This window comes from Hymenobacter rigui, from assembly GCF_003944715.1.
Taxonomy (GTDB): Bacteria; Bacteroidota; Bacteroidia; order Cytophagales; family Hymenobacteraceae; genus Hymenobacter; species Hymenobacter rigui.
In genome coordinates this window covers 106429-128791 of the sequence record NZ_RWIT01000004.1, presented here as the reverse complement: position 1 = coordinate 128791, position 22363 = coordinate 106429, and the positions used below count along the sequence as shown (strand labels likewise).

The following is a 22363-nucleotide window of genomic DNA, read 5'->3' as shown; positions in this document are numbered from 1 at the left end:
GGCCGGTCGTTTCCGCAAACAGGGAAACGACCGGCCGGTTTGTTTTGAGCTTTTATCGGGCTTAGATGCTTTGCCCGCCCGACACCTCAATGCGCTGAGCGTTAATCCAGCCGGCGTCCTCAGTGCAGAGGAAGGCCACTACCGGTCCGATGTCGGTGGGCAGACCTACCCGGCCTAGGGCTGTAAGCGAGGCAATGTATGCGTTTACCTCCTTGTTGTCGCGGGTGCGGCCCCCGCCGAAGTCGGTTTCAATGGCGCCGGGAGCCACTACATTTACCCGGATCCGGCGGCCCGCCAGTTCCTTGGCCTGGTAGCGGGTGAGGGTTTCCACGGCCGCCTTCATGCTGGCGTACGTAGCGGAGTTGGGAATAACGATGCGCGTGAGTCCGGAGGAAATGTTGATGATGCCGCCGCCGTCGTTGAGCAATGGCAGCGCCTGCTGGGTCAGGAAAAACGGTCCTTTGAAGTGAATGTTCAGCATGTCGTCAAACTGCTGTTCCGCCACCTGCTCGTAGGGCTGGTAGAGGCCCGTGCCGGCGTTGTTGATGAGAAAGTCGAACCGGTCGGTGCCGAAGGTGGTCTGCAGCGTGGCCGTTACCTGCTCAAAGAAACCGCCGAAGCTGCCAACATTCGAGGAATCGAGCTGCAGCGCGGCAGCTTTGCGGCCCAGGGCGTGCAGCTCGGCCACTACGGCTTCGGCTTCGTCCTTTTTGCTGTGGTAGGTCAGGATGACATCAAGGCCTTTCTGGGCCAGGTGCTGAGCCATGTTTTTGCCGAGGCCCCGGCTGCCGCCCGTTACCAGGGCTATTTTCGTGGTGTTCATGCTAAATCAGTGAGGGTGAATGATGGGGCAAAGTTCCGCCCCGGAAGCCGTGCGGCTCTGGTGAGTAGTTCAGATTAACTGGTGACAGTTTCCGAAGTTTCAGCCCGTTGCGCAGCCCACAGCGCCTCCCGATACTGCCGGGGCGTGATGCCCACGAAACGCTTGAAGAACTTGGTGAAGTTGGACGGGTCGTAGGTGAGCCGCGCGGCTACTTCCGCCACCGACTGCTGCGCATCGGCCAGCAGCTCCTTTGACACGGCTACCAGCTTGCGCTCATAAATAGCGCAGGGGGCTTCGTCGGTGGTGAGTTTGAGTGTGTTGCTGAGGTGGGTGGGATGAATACATAGCTGCCCGGCGAAGTCCCGGATTTCCAGGGCTTCCGTGGCCCGGCCGGCTACCAGGTCATCCACATGGGCATGCACCAGGCGGGTGAAGTCGGCGGTTATTTCGTGCTGGCGGGCCAGAATCTTCTTAGGAATGAGCATGGTTGGCATACGGCTGAGGAGAGATAGGTTAACCGTCGATACGAACAAAATACGGTTCAAAACTGCGCCACAGAATGGTAACCGTATGGTCCGGGTCATGGATGGTTTCGAAGGCAAGCTCCCACTCTACGGGCTGGCTTTCGGCAAGTGAGGGAATATCCAGCCCGACCGGCCAGAACTCGGCCTGAAAATCGTGCACCGTGAAGCCAGGTTTCCAGTGGCGCAACTCAGCCTCGATCAGCTTTTGAGCTGCATCGGTCAGCTGCAGATACCGGGCTTCGATGGCGTGCCAGAAGGCGCGCTGCGCAGCCGTTGGGCCGGTACTTGGTGCATCGAGCGTTATAGTGAGTGTATGTCCGGTGGGCCCGAAGGTGCGGGTGCCTTCAAAATAGCCCTGCCCTTTGCGGTGAGTGGCTATCCATTGCAGCCGGCCAAATTCTTCGTCCTGCACGTACACCGGCTTGCCGAACAGAAATTCCCGAATTTTCATGCGGCAGTTTAAGAGTTTCAGGAAAGATGTGCGGCCACCGAACCGGGCCCGAGTTTGCGAAACTGCCCCTGGCATTGCCCGTATCCCAAAGATTTACTGCTTTTTTGCATGCTGTTCCGTATCGGCCCAACAAGTATACGGCCGGTTATGTACGGCCGGCGTACTCGCGGCAGACCGCCCCGGGCGGCTTCTGTATCCTTTTAATCGTCCCTTTCTTTTGCGTACGGCTGTACTTTTCGCGTTCCTGCTTTGTCTGCTTACTGGGGCTACTTTCGGCCAGACCAAGCCCCGCAAGGCCGTGGCCCGGCGCGGCGACGGGGTACAGACGCTGCTGCAGCGCCACGGCCTGAACACGCGCCAGCAGCAACGGCAGTTCCGGCAGCTCAACCAGGGGCGGCTTACGAAGGCCGGTGGATTGGTAACCGGCCGCAGCTACGTGCTGCCGGCCGCCGCGCCCCGGGTGAAAGCCGCCGCATCTGGGGCTGGCAGCCTGCAAGCCACCAACCCCACCTCCCGCGGGAAAAGCACCCAGCCCCTGCTGCCAGCTGCTTTGTTCGGCCCCACTTACAGCCCGGTGCCGGTGCGCGACCGGGCCCTGCGCGGGGCGGTGTACTACCTCTCGCCCGGCCACGGCGGCCCCGACCCCGGAGCCATCGGTAAATACGGCTCCTTCAAGCTGGCCGAGGATGAGTACGCTTACGACGTGACCGTGCGCCTGGCCCGGGTACTGCTGGAGCACGGCGCCACGGTGTACGTGATGGTACAGGACCCCAACGACGGTATCCGGGACCAGAACGTGCTGCCCATGGACTACGACGAGCTGACCTACCCGCGCCAGGTGATTCCACTGAGCCAGTTGGGCCGGCTGCGCCAGCGCATCACGCAGGTCAACAAGCTCTACGCCCATCACAAAGGAGCTTATCAGCGCCTATTGAGCCTGCACGTGGACAGCCGCAGCGAAGGCCAGAACATCGACGTGTTCTTCTATCATCACGCCAACAGCCAGGCCGGGCTACGGCTGGCCAAGAACATCCATAAGGTGTTCACCAACCGCTACAAGCGCGCCCAGCCTAACCGCCCCTACTCCGGCAACGTGTCGGAGCGCGGCAGCCTCTACGAGGTGCGCACCAGCCATGCCCCGGCTGTATTTATGGAGTTGGGCAACATCCGCAACGCCAAGGACCAGCGCCGCTTCGTGGTAGCCGATAACCGCCAGGCCCTAGCTAACTGGATTTACGAAGGCCTGCTGGCCGATTATACCGGGCGGTGAGTTGTTAGTTGCCGGTTATCAGTTGTCAGCGGCCAGGATGGTCGTCATGTCAGGCGAAGACAGAGCCAAGGAATCCTGTCCTTTTCCTTCTGAAAATCCAACAACAAACAACTGAAAACGATCAACTAACAACTGAATTACGGGTTCATCAGCAGGTACAGCAGGTTGTGGTAGAGGATGCCCTGCTCGCCGTCGTGGATGCCGTCGAGGCCGGCGTCTTCCAGTAGCGCCTCCACTTCTTCGTAGTCCTGTAGGAAGTCGATTTCCACCTCTTCTTCGTCGGGGTGTTGGGTGTGCACGAGGTAGCGGCGGCGGGGCTCCAGGGTAATGTAGAGCTTGCGAAACCGCGTCTGAGCCACCAGCAGGGCATCGTAGGCAGCTATTTCGTCCTCGTCGAGGTGTACGTACACCGTAGTTTTCTCACTCTCGGGGGTGTGGTGCAGGAAGCTGGCGAGGTCGATGGGCATGGCGGCGGGCTGAGGGTGGAACGAGGCGAAGGTACGGGATGCAGAGGGCCGGCAGCGGGTTCCTGAGAAAAGTTTGAAGCCGTGAGCCCGCCGCAAGCGGTGCGGGAGGTAGCGGAGCTATAAGTTTACCAGTATGCTACACTATAAAGTTGCTGCCCTCTCCGTGTCATGCCCAGCGCAATACCTACACGAGCCTGACTTGGCTCGCAACAAGATGGGGTGTATTGTGGTGGCCTGTACCGAGGCTGATTTCGAGTTTTGGCAGGATAACGTATGCCTGCTTCGAGCCCCATACTGGAATGTAGGGCAATTGGCTGCGCAGCTGATTATGTGGCTGAAACCAGGATTTGCTACCGACTTTCAGTTTGACTGTATGGACTCAGAATCAAGAGAATTGTTCACCCTCCGGCATGCTGATTTAGGCTTCCAATTCTCCTCCGAATGGGGTGAATATGAGCAAGCGACTTATGTAGGCCGGGAAGAATTGATACAATTCATCCAGACATTCTCAGCAGATATCAGCACCAAGATGAAAGCAGATCTTGGTCTTGATGCCAGCTCGTTTCTGGAAGATTCGTAAGCAACTGAATTGTTACGCTACGCCCCCCTAAAAAGTCCGCCGCTGACGTTCAGCGGCGGACTTTTTATGTAGTATTCACTATTATTAATTCTTCAATCATCCAGCCACCTGTTCTCTGCCAGCCGCAGTATGTCCTCCGCTTCTCTTTCCCCTGAGTCTGTTGCCGTCCATCCTGCCGCTGCTTCCTTACACGAGCACCCTGCCCAGGCCTGCCTGAACTGCGGGCAGCCGGTGGACATCCGGTTTTGCGGGCAGTGCGGGCAGGACGCCCACCACACCCACCGCTTCACGATGGCCGACATGCCCCACGACGTGCTGCACAGCATCTGGCACATCGATAAAGGCATTCTGTACACGCTGCGCACGATGGTCCGGCGGCCCGGCCGCACTATCCGGGAGTATCTGGCCGGCAAGCGCGTCGACCACTTTCGGCCCCTGGCGCTGCTGTTTATGATAACGGGGCTATATGCACTGCTCTCGTCGGTGCTGCATATTCAGGTGCTGCCGCCCCGCGACCCGACCGTGCCTGAGGCAGTGTGGCAGATGCAGCAAGCCTCCACCGGCTTCATGATGAAGTACCTGAGCTGGTTTTACGTAGCCTCGGTGCCCATCTGGGCACTGTTTGCACGCTGGTTTCTGCGGCGTGGCGGCTACAACTACGCCGAGTGCCTGATTATCGCGGCCTTCATCACGGCTATCATGAACTTCTTCGCGGTGCTTTACCTGCCGGTGACCTACTGCTACAGCGGTACGCCCCAGATTGGTACCGCCAGTTTAGGACTCATGTTGCCAGTTTTTGGGTATGCTACTTGGGCGTACGGCAGCCTGCTGAAGCATACCGGCATGGGCTTGGCAGGCCGCCTCTGGCGCGGCTTCATGACCTACATGCTGGGCTATATTACCTGTATCGTGGTGGTGATCGTCATCACCTACGCCCTCAACTGGACGACGTTCAAACGGGCTATGCAGCAGCAGATGCAGCAACAGGCCAAAACTGCCAAGGTCACGCCCCGGCCGGAGTAGGCACCTGGCAACGCGCACAGAAAAGCCCGCCACTACATATCTGCGGCGGGCTTTTCTGTGCGCGTTGCCGAACGGCTTCCATGATGTGGAATTTGAACCACACCTTTGAAGCTGACGGCGGTACCGACGGACATTCCACCGCCCTTGTGTAACATAGCTTTCTGCTACTCCCATTCTGCCCGATTCTCTGCCAATACGCTGCTACCTATGGTTTCCATTCGATTGCTACTGCTGCTGACTATGGCATTGCTGAGCAGCTGCAAAAAGCTGTTCCCCGACTACAAAACCCGTACTTCTTATTTCCAGAATCCAGTGGGCACCGGTGCCCCCGACAGTCTGTTGACGTGCGTGACCTACAATGTGCAGCTAGGTTTCCGCGACGGCCAAGACCCCTGGGATGCGTCGCAGCAGGGCGGCTCGGCCGCGCAGCTCGATAGCATCGCGCAGGTGCTGAGGCGGGTGCAGCCGGATATCATCTGCCTTCAGGAGGTGCCCCGTAACCGCTCCAACTCCGCCACCCTAAACTTCACCGAGCAGTTGGCCGCGCGGCTGCACATGAACTACGCTTTCGGGGCCCACGGCCACAACGAGGCGCGGGGCGTGCAGCCTCCCAAGGGCGAGTGGGGCAATGCCATCCTGACCCGCTTCACCATCCGCAGCCTCGAAAACCACGAAAACGAATACGTCAGTAAATGGCGGCGGCGCAGCATTCTGGCTGCCGAAGTGCTGGTGGGCAGCCGGCCGGTGTGGGTGTATTCGCTTCACTTCGATCCACTGCCTACCGCTGCCGCCACGGCCGCCACGTATTTCCGGGAGCGGCGAAGTGAGGCGCAGCTTATCCTGGGCGACTTCAATCTGGATTCGGTTCCTGAGCTACTGCCCGCCGAGTACACCGATGTGCTGCACACCACTTCCCCACCCTTGCGAAGCATCGACCGGATCTATTTTTCGGCCGGGCGCTTCCAAACCCGGGAAGTAGGCGTTGCGCCCCGCAGCGTAGGCACCTCCGACCATCCGGCCGTGTACTGCCGCTTGGCGTGGCCATAAGAGCCGGCGCTTCCGGGAAAAAAAGGCCCGCCGCTGAACATCAGCGGCGGGCCTTTTTTCTGATCTGGCTGCTGCAATTACTGGCCCAGCACCATGGCAAACACCAGCGGCGCTACGATGGTAGCGTCCGATTCGATGATGAACTTGGGCGTATCCTGGCCCAGCTTACCCCAGGTGATTTTCTCGTTGGGCACGGCGCCGGAGTACGAGCCGTACGAAGTAGTGGAGTCCGAAATCTGGCAAAAGTAGCCCCACAGCGGCACCGAGGTGCGGCCCAGGTCCTGGTGCAGCATCGGTACCACGCAGATGGGGAAGTCGCCGGCAATACCGCCGCCAATCTGGAAGAAGCCCACTTTGCTTTCCTCGGTAGCCTGCTGGGTGTACCAGTCGGCCAGGTAAATCATGTACTCGATGCCAGTGCGCACGGTGTGCACGTTCTTGATGTCGCCCGAAATCACGTGGCCGGCGAAGATGTTACCCAGCGTGCTGTCTTCCCAACCGGGGCAGATGATGGGCAGGTTTTTCTCGGCGGCGGCCAGCATCCAGCTGTCTTTGGGGTCAATCTGGTAGTACTGCTCCAACTCACCCGACTTCAGAATCTGATAGAAGAACTCGTGGGGGAAATACTGCTCGCCGGCCTTGTCGGCCTTTTCCCAGAACTTCAGTACCGAGTGCTCGAGGCGGCGCATGGCTTCCTCTTCGGGGATGCAGGTGTCGGTTACACGGTTCATGTGGCGCTCCAGCAGGGCCTGCTCGTCGGCGGGGGTCAGGTCGCGGTAGTTGGGCACCCGCTCGTAGAAGTCGTGGGCAACCAGGTTGAAGATGTCCTCCTCCAGGTTGGCACCCGTGCAGCTGATGATCTGCACCTTATCCTGGCGGATGAGCTCGGCCAGTTGGATGCCCATTTCGGCGGTGCTCATGGCGCCGGCCAGGGTAATCATCATCTTACCGCCCTCGGCCAGGTGCTTGTTGTAGCCCTCGGCGGCGTCAATCAGCGCGGCGGCGTTGAAGTGGCGGTAGTGGTGCTTGAGGAAGTTGGTGATTTGCATGTTAGTGCTTGGTGCTTAGTGCCTGGTGCTTAGCAGCGTTTACTACTGGCAGCCTGAGCGGTACGAAAAAAATCAACTGAGTGGAGCTTAGCTACTCGCCGCCTACTGCCTAAGCACTAAGCACCAAGCACTAAGCACTACCCTATACAGGCTCCTCAATCATGAGGTTGTGGTTGGTGTAGATGCAGATGTCGGCGGCAATGTGCAGGGCTTCTTCCACCATCTGGCGGGCCGTGAGGTGGGGGGCGTGCTTTTTCAGGGCCAAAGCGGCGGCCTGGGCGTACATGGCCCCCGAGCCGATGGCGGCCACGTCGGAATCGGGCTCCAGCACGTCGCCGGTGCCGGCAATGATGAGCAGCTCGTCCTTATCGGCCACTACCATCATGGCTTCCAGCTTGCGCAGGTACTGGTCTTTGCGCCACTCCTTGGCCAGCTCAATAGCCGCGCGGCGCAGCTGCCCGCCGTAGCCGCCCAGCTTCTCTTCAAACTTATCGAGCAGCATGAAGGCATCGGCGGTGGAGCCGGCAAAACCAGTCACCACTTTGCCGTCGTGGAGTTGGCGCACCTTGCGCACGTTGCTCTTGGCCACGTGCTTGTCCATGGTGGCCTGGCCGTCGGCCCCGAGGGCAATCTGGCCGTTGTGGCGTACGCCCAGAACGGTAGTGGAACGAATTCTCATGGCGAAATCAGAAACTAGACGGGTGGTTTTTCAACAGGAAGGCGCAAAGCTACGGGAATCCGGCCGCAACGCCCAGCCGGAGCCGATACTGGAGCTATGCTGAATGAAGCTAAAAAGCTAGTTCCCATCCATGGAAAGGAGGGGCTAGGGGTGGTTGACCTTGCGTCAGAGCGGATTTTAGAGTTAGTTCTAGCAACCGTTCAACGCATCAACCACCCCTAACCCCTCCTTTCCAAGGAGGGGAACTAGCTTCTAGCTTCCTTACTGCGCCGCAATGCGAGGGTCGGGAACGGGCTTTATTTCGTAGTTCAGCGGGGCTTCAGCCCCGGCGAGGTTCTGCACGAAATAGTCCCAGCGGCGCCGCATCATGTAGAATGAGCTGGCCCCGTAGCTGTGCACGGCCTGCGGAAATACTACCAGGTCGTAGCTTTTGTTGGCTTTGGTGAGGGCATCCACCACCAGCCACGTGTTGTAAGGCGGCACATTGTCGTCCATGAGGCCGTGGGCCAGCATGAGCTTGCCCTGCAGGTTTTTGGCGTAGGGGGCGTTGGCCTGGTTGTCGTAGTTGGTAGTACCGTCGGCGTTGGGCTTGAGCAGACCGATGTAGCGCTCCGCCCAGTCGTCCTCGTAGTTGCGGTTTTCGTGGTTGCCCGATTCCGAGATGCCCACCTTGAAGAACTCGGGGTAGCGGAACATGGCCGCGGCCGTGGCGTAGCCCCCGCCCGAGTGTCCCCAGATGCCTACCCGGTTCACGTCCATGTACGGGTACTTCTGGGCCAGCTGCTTAATACCGGAAATCTGGTCCGACAGGGTGTTTTCGGCCATGTTGCCGTAGCAGGCATCATGGTAGCTCTTGGAGCGCAGCGGGTTGCAACTGCCCTCAATCACCACTACCACAAAGCCCAGCTCGGCCAAGGCCTGATGGTCGGAGCGGGCCGCCGAGAAGGCCCAGCTGCCTACGCCCCCACCCTGCGGGCCAGGGTAGATGTAGTCGATAACCGGGTACTTTTTGCCCGCGTCCAGGTTAGCAGGCGTGAACATCAGCCCATAGAGGTCGGTCTGGCCGTCGGCGGCTTTTACGGTGATGGACGTGGGGGCTTTCCAGCCGGTGGCCGTAAGGCGGGAAATATCGGTTTTCTCCAGGGTGGACACCAGCTTGCCATCGGCGGCGCGCAGCACCGTCTGGCCGGGCTTATTGGGCTGGGAGTAGGTGTCGATGAAGTACTGACCCGAGGGCGAGAGGGTCACCTGGTGGTTGCCGGGCTCGGGCGTGAGCAGCTTCAGGTTTTTACCATCCAGCCCGATGCGGTAGAGGTGGGTGAAGTAGGGGTTGCCGGGCTCCCGCCCGTCGGCCAGAAAGTACAGCTCCCGCTTCTGCTCATCCACGCGCAGCAGCTTCGTTACTACCCAGTTGCCTTTGGTAATCTGGCGCTTCACCTTGCCGGTGCCGGCATCGTAGAGGTACAGGTGGCCCCAGTTGTCGCGCTCCGAATACCAGATAATTTCCTTGCTTTTGGGCAGGTAGCGCCAGTTGATAGCGCCCTGGCCCGACTCATACTGCGTGGCCACGGTTTCGGTGAATACCTCGCGCACGGTGCCGGTGGTGGCGTCGGCAATGCGGAATTTCTCCTCCTTATGGTCGCGGGAAGTCGAGACGAAAGCCAGCTCCCGGGTGTCAGGGCTCCAGTCCACGTCGTCGAAGGTGCCGCTGCTGGAAATGTCGTCGGAGAGAGTGCCGCGGTGCGGGTCGGGAGCCACCTGGAAGCGCACCACTTTGGCCGGATTCACCTCCACTACCACCCGCTCAATCATGGCAATATCCTTGTCGCCGGGTAGCGGGTATTTCCAGCTGTCGAGGCGGGGATGGCCGATGTTGGTGCTTACCAGGTACATGCTGCCCACGTTGCGCTGGTCCTGGCGGAAAGTGGCAATCTTGCGCGAGTCGGGCGACCAGCGCAGCACCGGTTTGTCGCTGTGGGTCCAGCCGGCGTTATCGGTGGCGTAGCCGTAGTCCCGGGCACCGTCGGTGGTAAGCTGGGTGAGTTGGTTGGTCTGGGTGTCGCGCACCCACAGATTATCGTCCTTGATGAAAGCGGCCAGCTTCCCGTTCGGCGACTCCACCTCGTTGCCGACATTAACGTAGGGTCTGGCCGGAGCCGCGTCGGGCGTCAACTGCCCGCTTAGCACATCGTATTTCCAGGCTTTCCCGGCGGCGGCAAAGGCAATGTTCTTCTCGTCGGGTGAGTACGTGAGGCTGCGGATGGGCAGGCGGCCGGCCTCGTAGGTTTTGCCGCTGGCCGAGGACAGCGCGGCGGCCAGCTTGGCCTGGTCGAAGGCAGTGGTGCGGGTTTTACGGGTGGGGTTTACCAGCACGTACTCGCTGCCTTTGGGCGTGAGCACCCGGTACCAAAACCGGTCGTTGCTGAGCCAATTGGGCTGACCGGCGCTGCCGTCTATCAGGGCGGAGGTGTTGTAGCCGAGGAAACGCTCGGCCCGGGCGTAATCCTGGGCCGTGAGAACGGGCCGCTGCTGGGCCAGGGCGGCGGGCGAAGCCAGCACTGCCGCGGCCGAAAAGGCCAGTAAATACGTATGCATTGTGTTGATGGAAGGGTGGAACAACCGCTTATTTCCGGCGGGAGCGGAAGGTAGCACACATTCGGCGCACCGCCTATTGGTCGGGTTTACACACGTAAGGCTGCATCCTCCGCAGTCCCCACAACCATTCAGCCCGTCATGCCGACCAAAGTTGGAGCATAACGGGCTGAAGTAGTGTGATGATTCTCTCAACTGCCTATCAGAACCGGGCCTGCAGCTTAGCAAAATAGAACCGGCCGTTGGCGCCCATCTGCACGGGGTCCCAGGCTCCACCGGTTTCTGTGAGCTGGGGGTCGAACAGCGTGGGGTAGCGGTTGAACAGGTTGGCGCTGCCTACAATCAGCTGCAGGTGGTTGGTGAGGGCGTAGTTCAGGGTCAGGTCGGTGGTGATGCGCGGGTCATACTTCATCGGGTCGCCGTTCCAGTCGATGAGCGTAATCTTGTCAAAGCGTACAAACCGCACCAGCGCCCCAAAGCGGCCCAGCTGATAATCAAACGTAAGGTTGATTTTGGAAGGCGGCGCCGAGGCTTTCACGAAGGCCTGCTCCCGGGCACCGAAGAACTCCTCCTCCCGGCCCGTGAGGCGGCCCGAGGTCCGTACCCGGTCGATTTTGAGGTGGTTGAAGTTGGCCGCCACGGTGGAGTTCAGCCGGCCCTCGCCCAGCGTAGCCGTATGGCTCAGCACCACATCCAGCCCCAAAGAGCGAGTGTCGGCGGCGTTGGCGAAGAACTGAGCCTGGTCCACGTTCAGCGCCTGCAGGTCGGGGCCAATAACCGGGTCGTCGGAGGAGAACTGGCTGGTGAGTACTACCCGGTCCTTCACCTTGATGTAGTAGCCATCCAGCGTGAGGCTGAGCGAGGAACCAATGCGGCTGGTAAGGCCCACGTTGGCGCTGCTGGAGGTTTCCTGCTTCAGGCTCGGAATGCCCAGTTTCTGGGTTACGGCGCTGTTGTTGCGGGCCAGCAGCACTTCCACCGGCGTGCCGTTCACAAAGTTGGTGAAGGTGGAGTTGAAGTTGATCTGGGCCAACGAGGGGGCCCGGAACCCGGTGCTGAACGTGCCGCGCAGGGTCAGGAATTCGGTGAGGTTGTAGCGGGTGGCGGCTTTGTAGTTGAGGGTGCTGCCGAAGTCAGAATAATGCTCGTAGCGCAGCGCCCCGGCCAGCAGCCAGCGCTGGGTTACGCTCAGCTCGGCATCGGCATAAGCGGCCACGTTGTCCCGGTGGGCTTTAATAGCATCGGTGGGCTGAAAGCCGGGGAAGCCCTGGGAGCCACCGGTAGCGGCGGGGTCGTAGTTGCGGTACGAGGCTTCCTCACCAGCAAATAAGGAGTACCACTCGCGCCGGGCTTCGGCACCCACGGCCAAGTTCAGGCCCTGCAGCACGGTTTTGTAGTTGCGCGTAAGGCCCAGGTTCACCACGTCCTGCTGCAGCTGGAAGCCGCCGGCGTAGAACCTGGTGGGCGAGCTGGCCCCCAGTGAAGCATTCAGCGTGTTTTTCACCCCGTACTCGAAGCGGTTGGAGCCGAAGTTGTTGCTCAGATCCAGCTCCCAGCCGCCCAGTTGGGTGCGCAGGCCTACCACGCCGGAAGCGTCCCAGATGTCACTGGTGATGATGGGGTCGAAGCCGTTGGGGTAAATGGCGGGCACGTTCCGGTCGTCGTCGGCGAAGCGGGTCCAGGCGTAGGCGTCGCCCTTGCGCTTATTGCCGCCCCCAAACACGTACACGTACGACTTTTCGCTGAGCGCAAACCGGGAGTTCAGGTACGCCGACACGTTCCGGATTTGCGGGTCGCCGTACTCGCGGCGGGCCAGCCCATCGGGGCCCGCGGGCACGTTGGCCCGCTGGGTGTGCTGGCGCTGGTTGAAGTCGAGGGTGGCATTCACGAAGCTGCCCTTGCTGCCCAGGCCCACGCCATAGTTCACGTTGGCGTTGAAGTTGCCCCCGTCGAACATCTGGTTGTCGAAGCGGTACTTGGCTTCGTAGGCGCCGTAATTCACGTTGGCCGTCAGCTCCTTCACCGAGCTTTTCAGCACAATGTTAATCACGCCGGCAATGGCGTCGGAGCCGTACTGGGCCGCCGCTCCGTCGCGCAGAATCTCAATCCGCTCGATGCTGGCGGCGGGAATCACATTCAGGTCGGTGCCGGTGTTGCCCCGGCCGCGGGTGCCAAACAGGTTCACCAGCGCCGACTGATGCTGACGCTTGCCGTTCACGAGCACCAGCGTCTGGTCGGGGCCGAGGCCGCGCAGGGTGGCCGGGTCCACGTGGTCGGCCCCGTCGGAGCCAGTCTGGCGGTTGGAGTTGAACGAGGGCGCCACAAACTGCAGCAGCTGATTTACATCGAGTTGGCCGGTTTTGGTCGTTACCTCGCGCAGATCAATTACATCCACCGGGGAAGGCGAATCGGTAACGGAGCGGTTCTGGCTGCGCGAGCCCACCACTTGCACCTCCCCGAGGCCGGTGGAGGCATCGGCCAGGCTCACTTTGATTTCGCCGCCGCTGGCTGTAACTTCCTGAGAGGCATACCCAATAGAACTGACCTGCAGGCGGGGACTGGCCGTACGGGCTTTCAGGGTGAATCGGCCGTCGTTGCCGGTAGCAGTGCCGTTGTTTGTTCCCTTCTCTACTACGGTAGCCCCAATTACGGGCTTGCCGGCGCTATCCAGTATCTGCCCGGTAAGCGTTTGGCCCTGGGCAAAGGCCATAGAGGTGCTTACGACGCACAGCGTCAGAGCTAGTAATGGCTGTTTCATATATCTGCTGATTGGTGAAAGGGGACACAAACCGCAGAGTCGCCGGCGCAAGCTCCGCTGCTGGTAAGTATAGGCGTTTTCTCCTGAAATCCGCCTTTCCCGGCACCAACTCGCGCAATGGGCAACAAAAAAGCCAGCCCCCGGCGAGGGGCTGGCTTTCGGAGGTAAGCAAAGCGTCAGGCTCAGATGAGCATGCGCATGGGGTCTTCCAGCAGGGCTTTCAGCGTCTGGAGGAAGGCGGCACCGGTAGCACCGTCCACCACGCGGTGGTCGCAGCTTAGGGTTACCTTCATCACGTTGCCGATGGCCAGCTGACCGTCTTTTACTACGGCCGTCTGCTTGATGCCGCCCACGGCCAGGATGCAAGCATCCGGGGGGTTGATGATGGCCGTGAATTCCTCAATGCCGAACATGCCCAGGTTCGAGATGGTGAAGGTGCTGCCTTCCCACTCGGCGGGCTGGAGTTTCTTGCTCTTGGCTTTACCGGCCAGCTCTTTCACCTCAGTAGCAATGCTGCTGAGGCCTTTACCATCGGCGTTGCGCACCACCGGCACCAGCAGGCCTTCGTCCACGGCTACGGCCACGCCAATGTTCACCACCTTGTTCTGGCGGATTTTATCGCCGAGCCACGAGGAGTTTACGGCGGGGTGCTGCTTCAGGGCAACGGCGGCAGCTTTGATAACCATGTCGTTGAAGCTGAGCTTCACCGGCGACAGGGCGTTGAGCTGGGTACGCACTTCCATGGCCCGGTCCATCAGGATTTCCATGGTCAGGTAGAAGTGCGGGGCCGTAAACAGGCTTTCTGAGAGGCGGCGGGCAATAACCTTGCGCATCTGCGATACGGGCGTGTCGGTGTAGGTGCCGTCGGCGGGCTGAGCAGCGGGTGCGGCCGGGGTAGCAGCGGCCGGGGCCGGAGCAGCAGCCGGAGCGGCCTGCGGTGCCGGAGCCGCGGCGGGCTGGGCTACCGAAGCTGCGGCAGCGGCCGGAGCAGCAGCAGGCGCGGCTTCCAGGTCGCGGGATACAATGCGGCCGTTCTCGCCCGAGCCTTTGATGGTGCTCAGGTCGATGCCTTTATCCTTGGCAATACTCTTGGCCAGGGGCGAGGCGAAAATACGACCACCGTTCTGAGCCGGAGCAGCCGCTTCGGCCGGCGCGGGGGCCGAGGTGGTAGCAGCAGCCGGAGCAGCTTCAGCCGCGGCCGGAGCCGCGCTGCCGCCCGACTGACCGCCGAGCAGAGCCTGTACGTCGGCACCTTCTTCACCGATGATGGCCAGCACGCCGTCTACCGGAATGGCTTCGCCTTCTTTCGGGCCGATGTAGAGCAGGGTGCCATCCTCGTAGTTATCCAGCTCCATGGTCGCCTTATCGGTTTCCACTTCGGCCAAGATGTCGCCGGATTTCACTTTGTCGCCTACTTTCTTGAGCCAGGCGGCAATGGTACCTTCCGTCATCGTGTCGCTCATTTTGGGCATCCGGATGATGGTGGCTTTTTTGCCGTTGCCGGCCGGCGCAGCCGGCGCAGCGGGGGCCGGAGCCGGCGCGGGAGTAGCCTTGGGAGCTTCGGGAGCCGGAGCAGGTGCGGGAGCCGGGGCAGCTTCGGCTTTGGGCGCTTCGACCGGAGCGGCCGCGACAGCACCGCCACCGTTGAGCAGGGCCGAAATATCCTCACCTTCCTTACCCACAATAGCCAACAGGCCATCTACGGGTACTGCGTCGCCTTCTTTCGGGCCAATATGGAGAAGAGTGCCGTCCTCGTAGTTTTCGAGTTCCATCGTGGCTTTGTCGGTTTCAACTTCCGCCAGAATGTCCCCGGATTTTACTTTGTCGCCTACTTTTTTGAGCCACGAAGCAATGACCCCTTCGGTCATCGTGTCGCTCATCTTGGGCATTTTTATGAGTTCGGCCATCGGTATCGTCGTTGGATTGAGTGGGTCAAAATTAGCCCGAAAATTCGGGGCTGCAAACGAAAGCCTTTCTTCGAAAATCAGCGGCAAAACAGCGAATTTTCGCCTGCACACATTCCTGGATTCGCATCCGCTCGTTATTCGGGTTGGAGAGTCCGCATGGCTTATCTCACCGTTACGGGTACCGTCCACATTTCGCTCGGGCACTGGCTACGGCTGGCTGCAGGGTCAGGAACCATTTTCAGCTGCCGAACCAGGCTGAAGGTAAGTTTACTGAGTTCCCGCCGCTGGGTTGCCGTTAAGTGCTGGCAATCGGGGGCATAGGGCTTCCCCGTCCGTTTCCATTTCAGCCGCGCGCACGCCACCGTCATACCCCGGAAAGTTAGCGTGGAATCGACGGTGAACTTCACGAATACCTTCCCGACCAGGCGGGCATGGGTGATGGACAGCGGAAGCTGACCGGGGTTTGCCGGCTTAAAACAATTGGGAGGGAAGTAGCATATCAAAGGCACTTCTGCTTCTGTTGTGTCCTTTACTTTCGCCTGCCCTTTCGGTACGGCACGTGCCTGGCCGTAACCAGCAGCCGACTGCAGCACCAGAAAACCGCTCAGGGCCACCAGCCGCAGCGTACTCATATCACCTCCTGCAGGTGGCGCACGTCGAGGAAGCTGCGGACCGTGAACAGGGAGCCGGTGTAGTCGAGTTGGTAGAGGCAGAGGTTGTGGTGCTCGAAGCTGTCCATCTGGCTCAGGGGGTAGCCCAGCAGCTGGCACAACAGCACCCGCATGGCCCGGCCGTGCATGCACACCAGCACGGTTTCCTCGTGGGTGCGGGCGGTCAGCAGCTCAATTACGGGGCGCTGGCGGGCGGCTACTTCCTCCGGACTTTCGCCGCCCTGCAGGCGGGAGGCGGTGCGGCCGGCCCGCCAGTCCTGCAGCACGGTGTGGTACTCCTCGTCTTCCTCGGGCGTGATGCGCGTGCCTTCGCGGGTGCCCCAGCTAATCTCGTTGAGGCCGGCGTGCTGCTCGTGGGGCAAGCCTAAGTCCAGAAACCCCTGCACCGACTGGTGGGTGCGCTGCAGCAGGGACGTGTACACTTTATCGAAAGGCACGTGGCGGTAGGCCGCAAAAAAGCGGGCCGCCTGCCGGTGGCCGGCCTCGTTCAGCGAAGAATCGACGCCGCTGCCCTGCACAATGCCGCGCACGTTGAAATCCGTCTGCCCGTGGCGAATGAGGTAGATTTTTTTGACGCTCATTTCCCGCTGCTTTTGCTGGTTACGCCGTTAAAGTACGGGCTTTTCGCGTACTCGGATGCACCGATTGTTGAGCTACCGGGCTGCAACCTGCATAAGGTACCGTACCTTTTCGCCCCGAAACGGTTGTATACCGTACCTCCCCTTGAAACTTTATCAGGTTGCCGCCCCTACCCTACCGGCCGGCACCGCTGTTCTTTCCGCCCGCTATGACGCTGGAGCAAATCAACCACTGGGTGACTAAACGCCCCACCCTGGCCGACGCCCTCGGCATTGAACTCACCGCCCTCACCGACGACTATTTGGAAGGCCGCATGCCCGTGGATGGCCGCACCCATCAGCCCATGGGTCTGCTGCACGGCGGGGCCTCCGTGGCCCTGGCCGAAACCCTGGGCAGCGTAGGGGCCGCCACTAAAATCGACCCCACCAAACAAGCCTGCGTGGGCCTCGAAATCAACGCCAACCACCTGAAAGGCGTGCGCGACGGCCACGTGATTGGCCGGGCCACGCCGCTGCACGTGGGCCGCAGCACGCAGGTGTGGGAAATCCGAATTACCCACGAAGAAACCGGGGCGCTGGTGTGCATCAGCCGCATTACCATGGCCGTCATCGACCTGCCCCAAGCCAAACCGCAGGCATGAGTTCGTTGCAGCGGATATCCTGGCAGCCCCAATTGCCCGTGCCCGACCGGCTGCGGCGACTGGTGGCGCTGGCCCTCACCAGCGGCCGGCCCGTGGCCCTGTGGCGGCTGCCCAATGCCGAGCACGCGCGTTTGTGCCTGTGCCTGAACGTGGATTCGGCCTTTGCAGGGCTGCCGCCGGCCTTGGAGCCGACTGCCCCCGCGGGCTTTGCGTTTTTTCCCTTCCGGGACTCCGACCACAATCCGCCGCTGTTCCTGCCCGCCGACTTGTTTTTTGACTTGGCCCGGCCCGAGGAAATTCAGGTAAGCGCCGCCGCCGCCGCCCGCCTGCCGGAGTTGCGCCAGCGGTTTGCCGCCCTCGCGGATGCCGAGGCGCTGCCCTGGCACGTAAGTCGGCAACCAGTGCCTGCCACCGCCACCCGCGAGGAGTATGAAGCACTGGTAGCGGCCGGCGTAGCGGCAATTGAGACGGGCACGGTGCGCAAGGTAGTTTCCAGCCGGGCCGTGCGGCAGCCGCTGCCAGCTGGGTTTGATGCCTTGTCCGCCTTCGAGGATTTACAAACCCGCTACCCCAACGCCTTCGTTTCGTTGGTGAGTGCGCCGGGCGTGGGCACCTGGCTGGGCGCAACGCCCGAGGTGCTGGCCGAAGTAGATGAGCACCATGTGTTCCGGACGATGGCGCTGGCCGGCACCCAGCCCCTGCTGCCCGGCATGAAACCCGCCACCGCCCGCTGGGCCGGCAAAGACCTGGAGGAACACGCCATGGTGGCCCGCTACATTGTCAACTGCTTTAAGCAGCTGCGTTTGCGGGAGTACGATGAGCAGGGCCCGCGCACCGTAACGGCCGGGCAGTTGCTGCACCTGCGCACCGATTTTGCCGTGCAGCTAAACGAGGTACCCTTCCCTACCCTCGGCACCGATATGCTGCGGCTGCTGCATCCTACCCCCGCCGTGGCCGGCATGCCCAAGCAGCCAGCCCTGGATTTTTTGCGCCACCACGAGGGCTACGACCGGGCCTACTACGCCGGCTTCCTGGGGCCCGTGAACCTGCCCGACGCCGGGGTGGCCCGCCTGTATGTAAACCTGCGGTGTCTGCAGCTGCGGCCCCAGGAAGCCATTCTCTACGCGGGCACCGGCCTCACCATCGACTCAGAGCCAGCCCGGGAGTGGCAGGAAACCGAGTTGAAGCTACGTACCATCGGAGCCATTTTAGCCTAATCTTCCCTCTTACAGCCTCGGGCAACGCCGTCCCGCCTAAGGTTCACGTATTTCGCTGTATGTCTTCCCTGCAAGCCGTTCACAACATTCCCGAAATCTGCGCCCGGCTGGGTATTACTGATGTGGTATTGTCGCCGGGCAGCCGGTGTGCGCCGCTGACCATTGCCTTTGCCCGCCACCCCGACATTCAGGTGCGCACCGTGCCCGATGAGCGCGCCGCCGCCTTTATCGGGCTGGGGCTGGCCCAGGCGCAACGGCGGGCCGTGGCGCTGGTGTGCACGTCCGGTACGGCTGGCCTGAACTACGCCCCGGCTGTGGCCGAAGCCTATTTCCAGCAGATTCCGCTGGTAGTGTTTACCGCCGACCGCCCCCCGGAGTGGATAGACCAGCTCGACGGGCAAACCATCCGCCAGGCCGATTTGTACGGGGCCCACGCCAAAGGCTCGTTCACCTTCCCCGCCGACACGACTCATCCCGATGCGCAGTGGCACGCCGCCCGCCTTATATCAGAAGCCATTGGCTTAGCCGAACAGTTTCCGGCTGGTCCGGTGCAAATCAACGTACCGCTGCGGGAGCCGTTTTACCCCAAACAAGGCGAGGAACTGCAGTTCGGGCCGGTGCGCGTAACGCGGGAGTTGCCGGGCCGCTCGCTGCTACCCGCTGCCCAACTGCAGGAGCTGCGCGACGCCATCCGGAACACCAGCCGCGTACTGGTGGTGGCCGGCCAGCACCGCTACAATGCCGATTTGCTGCTGGCGGTGCGGCAGTTTGCGGCCGCTTACCAGGTACCGGTGGTGGGTGATTTGATTGCCAACCTGCACCTGCCCGCCGCCGCCGGCTACGACCAGCGCAATGCCCCCCTGGGCCGCCAGGACGTGTTTATGGCCGTGCCGGAAGCGGGTCTGAAGGAGGCGCTGAAACCGGAGCTGCTTATCACCTTCGGTCAGTCACTTATTTCAAAGGCCCTCAAGCTGTACCTGCGCGGTGCCAAGCCGGCCGAACACTGGCACATTCAGCCCGCCGGGGCCGTAGCCGACACCTTCCAGTCGCTGACCAAAATTGTGCGCATGGAACCGGCTGATTTCTTCGCGGAGTTAAGCTCAGATTCTCACGTTACTTCTCAGCAAGAGCACGTTGCTGGTTCAATTCCAGTTGAACCCACAAATTCCGCAGAGCCGCAGGGATTCGACTCCAATCGGGGCCACGCCACCTCGCAGGATGCCACCCGCGTAGCACCCCGCCCACAGCCGCTGGGCGAGCCGGTTCGCCTGACGTGGGCCTCCGCTGATGCGGATGCTCCGGCCAAAGTCGCGTACCTGCGCCCCTGGCAGGCCGCCGAAAACTGGGCCACCGGCTTTCTGCGGGAGTTTATGCAGCAGCCAAATCAGCCTTTTAACGAGTTTACGGCCATTTACCGAGCCTTGCAGCAGCTACCCGACCATACAGCTTTGCACCTGGCCAACAGCATGGCCGTGCGCTACGCCAACATTCTGGGCGTACCGGCGGGCCGCATAGTAGAGGTGTTTGCCAACCGGGGCACCAGTGGCATTGATGGCTGCACCAGCACGGCCGTGGGCGCGGCCCTGGCCCAACCCAATCGGCCCGTGGTACTGCTCACCGGCGACGTGGCGTTTTTCTACGACCGAAACGCCTTCTGGCACAACTACCCCACGCCCAACCTGAAGGTAATTCTGTTTAATAACCACGCGGGCGGCATTTTCCGGCTCATTGATGGTCCCCGCCAGCAGCCGGAGCTGGAGGAGTTTTTTGAAACCCGCCAGCCCCTCACAGCCGAGAATACCGCCCGCGACTTTAAGCTGCGCTACCTGTCGGTTTCCACATTTACTGAACTAGAGTCGGCGCTACCGGTTTTCTTTGCAGCTGAATCCGGCGCGGCGCTGCTCGAAATAACCACCGACAGTCCCACCAACGCCGAATTCTTTGAACAGTACCGCGCGGCGGTACGCTCATCATTTTCCACTCCATAAGGTAACTGCCCCTCTCATGGCCGAACAACTTACCTGGACCCCGATCAAGGAGTTCCGCGAAATTCTCTTCACCCAGCACGGCGGCATCGCCAAAATCAGCATCAACCGCCCCCAGGTGCACAATGCCTTCACGCCCCTCACGGTGCAGGAGATGATTGAGGCGATGGACATCTGCCGCAACCGCACCGATATCGGCGTGATTATCCTGACCGGCGAGGGTGGCAAAGCCTTCTGCTCGGGCGGCGACCAGAGCGTGCGGGGCCACGGCGGCTACGTGGGCGAGGACACTGTGCCTCGCCTGAACGTGCTGGACCTGCAGAAGATGATTCGCTCCATCCCAAAGCCCGTAATTGCCATGGTGGCCGGTTGGGCCATCGGGGGCGGCCACGTGCTGCACGTGGTGTGCGACCTGAGCATTGCCGCCGAAAACGCCCGCTTCGGCCAGACCGGCCCCAAAGTAGGCTCGTTTGACGGCGGCTTCGGAGCCTCGTACCTGGCCCGCGTGGTAGGTCAGAAGAAGGCCCGCGAAATCTGGTTCCTCTGCGACCAGTACGACGCCCAGGAAGCCCTCGATATGGGCTTGGTAAATAAAGTGGTACCGCTGGACAAGCTGGAAGAAACCACCGTGGCCTGGTGTCACAAAATTCTGGAGAAAAGCCCGCTGGCGCTGCGGATGCTCAAATCCAGCTTCAACGCCGAGCTGGATGGGCAGGCTGGTATTCAGGAGCTGGCCGGCAACGCTACGCTGCTGTACTACCTCTCGGAAGAAGCCAAAGAGGGCAAAAACGCCTTTATCGAGAAGCGCAAGCCGGATTTCGACAAGTATCCCAAGTTCCCGTAATCGGTTTGCAACATCAGTCAGCAAGAAGGTCTGCTTTTACTAAAAGCAGGCCTTTTTGCTTTTTAAATACACCATAGAGGCAAAAAATTACTATCCATCAGAGATGTACAGTGTACGTCCTTGGTGCCTAGTGCCAGATATGGCTCTGTGCCAGCAGAAAATGGCTTAAATGCTACTATCCTCCCACATTGAGAAAGCAGGACTTTATTGGGAACAACTTGCTATTTAATTGTATTATAAGCAGTTTATGATTTCTAGATTGGAACTGCTGGATTATCTGGGTTGCTTTTTCGGATAATGCTTAGATACACGATACGCATGGATATCCTTCAACGCCACTATGTTTCAACTTACGGAGCCGGGAAGCAGCCGCTGATGTTTGCGCACGGTTTCGGGACTGATCAGCATAGCTGGCAGTATGTGGCACCTTCTTTTGCATCACAGTATCAGGTAGTGTTGTTTGATTTAGTCGGAGCGGGCCGCTCAGACCGGAGCGCCTATGATTTTTCCCGCTACCACACGTTGGATGGCTACGCAGCGGACCTGATTACTTTATTGCGCGCTCTTGATCTGCCGAAGGTGATGTACGTAGGGCATTCCGTGAGCGGTATGATTGGAGTGCTGGCAGCTATTCAGGCACCCGAGCTGTTCGAGCGGCTCGTACTATTAGCAGCGTCTCCCTGTTACGTAAACGACGGAGATTATCCGGGCGGCTTTGACCCGGCTGACTTAGAGGAACTCCTCGGTTTTCTGAACCTTGATTACCGGGCCTGGTCGCGGGCCATTGTACCTTCCCTGATTGGCGGCGATATGCGCCCGGGGCTGCTGGATGAGTTGCTGGCCAGCTTCATGAGCGTGGACCCGGCCGTGGCCCGGCAGTTTGCGCATGCCGCATTCTTGTCTGATTACCGCTCGGCTTTACCCAACCTACAGGTACCGGCCCTCATTGTGCAATGCGCGCAGGACTCAGTAGCACCTGCAGCAGTAGGCCGCTATCTGCATTCTAAACTAGCTGACAGTACGCTGGATATCATTGATACAATTGGGCACTATCCTCATCTGAATGCGCCCGTAGCCACCATTGCGGCCCTACACCGCTACTTCGGTACCTACCGGCACTCTATGCCGCAGGCTTGAATTGATTATCACCCTTACAGGACACGTCGGGAAGCAGATGCTTGCACGTACGTTTCCGTAATGACGAGTGCAGTTTGGTTCGGGATTTATATTCATGGATGACCCAAGGGACAGTTTTTT

The 22363-nt window shown here is 60.6% G+C and carries 20 protein-coding genes; 9 read left to right on the top strand and 11 right to left on the bottom strand.

Going from position 1 to position 22363, the window contains the following annotated elements; all coding sequences use genetic code 11:
• Positions 1–61: 61 nt before the first annotated feature.
• The 3 genes from EI291_RS09620 to EI291_RS09610 form a co-directional block, all read right to left on the bottom strand.
• Positions 62–823 (bottom strand): SDR family oxidoreductase, encoded by a 762-nt coding sequence (locus tag EI291_RS09620; RefSeq protein ID WP_125419603.1) that lies wholly within the window; start codon positions 821–823, stop codon positions 62–64.
• 74 nt (positions 824–897) lie between these two features.
• Complete coding sequence (locus tag EI291_RS09615) at positions 898–1317, bottom strand: helix-turn-helix domain-containing protein (protein ID WP_205701587.1); 420 nt, start codon at positions 1315–1317, stop codon at positions 898–900.
• 19 nt (positions 1318–1336) lie between these two features.
• A complete protein-coding gene (locus EI291_RS09610; RefSeq protein ID WP_125419602.1) occupies positions 1337–1798 on the bottom strand; it encodes a hypothetical protein in 462 nt (153 codons plus the stop codon).
• A gap of 217 nt (positions 1799–2015) precedes the next feature.
• On the opposite strand from EI291_RS09610, the gene EI291_RS09605 reads away from it, so the two are divergent.
• Complete coding sequence (locus EI291_RS09605; RefSeq protein ID WP_240635475.1) at positions 2016–3068, top strand: N-acetylmuramoyl-L-alanine amidase family protein; 1053 nt, start codon at positions 2016–2018, stop codon at positions 3066–3068.
• Positions 3069–3205: 137 nt separating this feature from the next.
• On the opposite strand, the gene EI291_RS09600 is transcribed toward EI291_RS09605, so the two are convergent.
• Positions 3206–3535 carry a hypothetical protein gene (locus EI291_RS09600; RefSeq protein WP_125419600.1) on the bottom strand — a complete coding sequence of 110 codons (330 nt, stop codon included), beginning with the start codon at positions 3533–3535 and terminating at the stop codon, positions 3206–3208.
• Positions 3536–3668: 133 nt separating this feature from the next.
• On the opposite strand from EI291_RS09600, the gene EI291_RS09595 reads away from it, so the two are divergent.
• The 3 genes from EI291_RS09595 to EI291_RS09585 all read left to right on the top strand — a co-directional run bounded on the left by EI291_RS09595 (position 3669) and on the right by EI291_RS09585 (position 6185).
• Positions 3669–4115, top strand: a complete 447-nt coding sequence (locus EI291_RS09595; protein ID WP_125419599.1) for a DUF7878 domain-containing protein — start codon at positions 3669–3671, stop codon at positions 4113–4115.
• A 129-nt stretch (positions 4116–4244) separates the two neighbouring features.
• Positions 4245–5138: a DUF3667 domain-containing protein gene (locus EI291_RS09590; RefSeq protein ID WP_125419598.1), complete on the top strand. Its 894-nt coding sequence runs from the start codon at positions 4245–4247 to the stop codon at positions 5136–5138.
• Positions 5139–5345: 207 nt separating this feature from the next.
• Positions 5346–6185, top strand: a complete 840-nt coding sequence (locus tag EI291_RS09585; protein ID WP_125419597.1) for an endonuclease/exonuclease/phosphatase family protein — start codon at positions 5346–5348, stop codon at positions 6183–6185.
• 77 nt (positions 6186–6262) lie between these two features.
• Here EI291_RS09585 and EI291_RS09580 read toward each other — a convergent pair whose 3' ends face one another.
• The 7 genes from EI291_RS09580 to EI291_RS09550 form a co-directional block, all read right to left on the bottom strand.
• Complete coding sequence (locus tag EI291_RS09580) at positions 6263–7234, bottom strand: deoxyhypusine synthase family protein (RefSeq protein WP_044016978.1); 972 nt, start codon at positions 7232–7234, stop codon at positions 6263–6265.
• A 142-nt stretch (positions 7235–7376) separates the two neighbouring features.
• On the bottom strand, positions 7377–7913 hold the full coding sequence (hslV, locus tag EI291_RS09575; protein WP_125419596.1) for an ATP-dependent protease subunit HslV: 537 nt from the start codon (positions 7911–7913) through the stop codon (positions 7377–7379).
• Between the two features lie 261 nt (positions 7914–8174).
• Positions 8175–10508: a S9 family peptidase gene (locus EI291_RS09570; protein ID WP_125419595.1), complete on the bottom strand. Its 2334-nt coding sequence runs from the start codon at positions 10506–10508 to the stop codon at positions 8175–8177.
• 199 nt (positions 10509–10707) lie between these two features.
• The gene (locus EI291_RS09565; RefSeq protein WP_125419594.1) at positions 10708–13263 is read right to left on the bottom strand and encodes a TonB-dependent receptor; all 2556 of its coding nucleotides are present in this window, start codon (positions 13261–13263) and stop codon (positions 10708–10710) included.
• A 182-nt stretch (positions 13264–13445) separates the two neighbouring features.
• Positions 13446–15170: a pyruvate dehydrogenase complex dihydrolipoamide acetyltransferase gene (locus EI291_RS09560; protein ID WP_125419593.1), complete on the bottom strand. Its 1725-nt coding sequence runs from the start codon at positions 15168–15170 to the stop codon at positions 13446–13448.
• Positions 15171–15331: 161 nt separating this feature from the next.
• Positions 15332–15802: a hypothetical protein gene (locus EI291_RS09555; protein WP_125419592.1), complete on the bottom strand. Its 471-nt coding sequence runs from the start codon at positions 15800–15802 to the stop codon at positions 15332–15334.
• Positions 15799–16422, bottom strand: coding sequence for a histidine phosphatase family protein (locus tag EI291_RS09550; protein WP_125419591.1), 624 nt, complete (start codon positions 16420–16422; stop codon positions 15799–15801). Before EI291_RS09550 ends, EI291_RS09555 begins: the two co-directional genes overlap by 4 nt.
• A gap of 206 nt (positions 16423–16628) precedes the next feature.
• Between EI291_RS09550 and EI291_RS09545 the strand changes: the two genes are divergently transcribed.
• From EI291_RS09545 to EI291_RS09525, 5 genes are all read left to right on the top strand, one after another.
• Positions 16629–17060: a hotdog fold thioesterase gene (locus EI291_RS09545; RefSeq protein ID WP_125419590.1), complete on the top strand. Its 432-nt coding sequence runs from the start codon at positions 16629–16631 to the stop codon at positions 17058–17060.
• Positions 17057–18277, top strand: coding sequence for a chorismate-binding protein (locus EI291_RS09540; RefSeq protein ID WP_125419589.1), 1221 nt, complete (start codon positions 17057–17059; stop codon positions 18275–18277). The genes EI291_RS09545 and EI291_RS09540 overlap by 4 nt, the downstream gene beginning before the upstream one ends.
• A gap of 59 nt (positions 18278–18336) precedes the next feature.
• Positions 18337–20265: a 2-succinyl-5-enolpyruvyl-6-hydroxy-3-cyclohexene-1-carboxylic-acid synthase gene (menD, locus tag EI291_RS09535; protein WP_125419588.1), complete on the top strand. Its 1929-nt coding sequence runs from the start codon at positions 18337–18339 to the stop codon at positions 20263–20265.
• Positions 20266–20281: 16 nt separating this feature from the next.
• The gene (menB, locus tag EI291_RS09530) at positions 20282–21106 is read left to right on the top strand and encodes a 1,4-dihydroxy-2-naphthoyl-CoA synthase (protein WP_125419587.1); all 825 of its coding nucleotides are present in this window, start codon (positions 20282–20284) and stop codon (positions 21104–21106) included.
• Between the two features lie 318 nt (positions 21107–21424).
• Positions 21425–22243, top strand: a complete 819-nt coding sequence (locus EI291_RS09525; RefSeq protein WP_125419586.1) for an alpha/beta fold hydrolase — start codon at positions 21425–21427, stop codon at positions 22241–22243.
• Positions 22244–22363 lie beyond the last annotated feature (120 nt).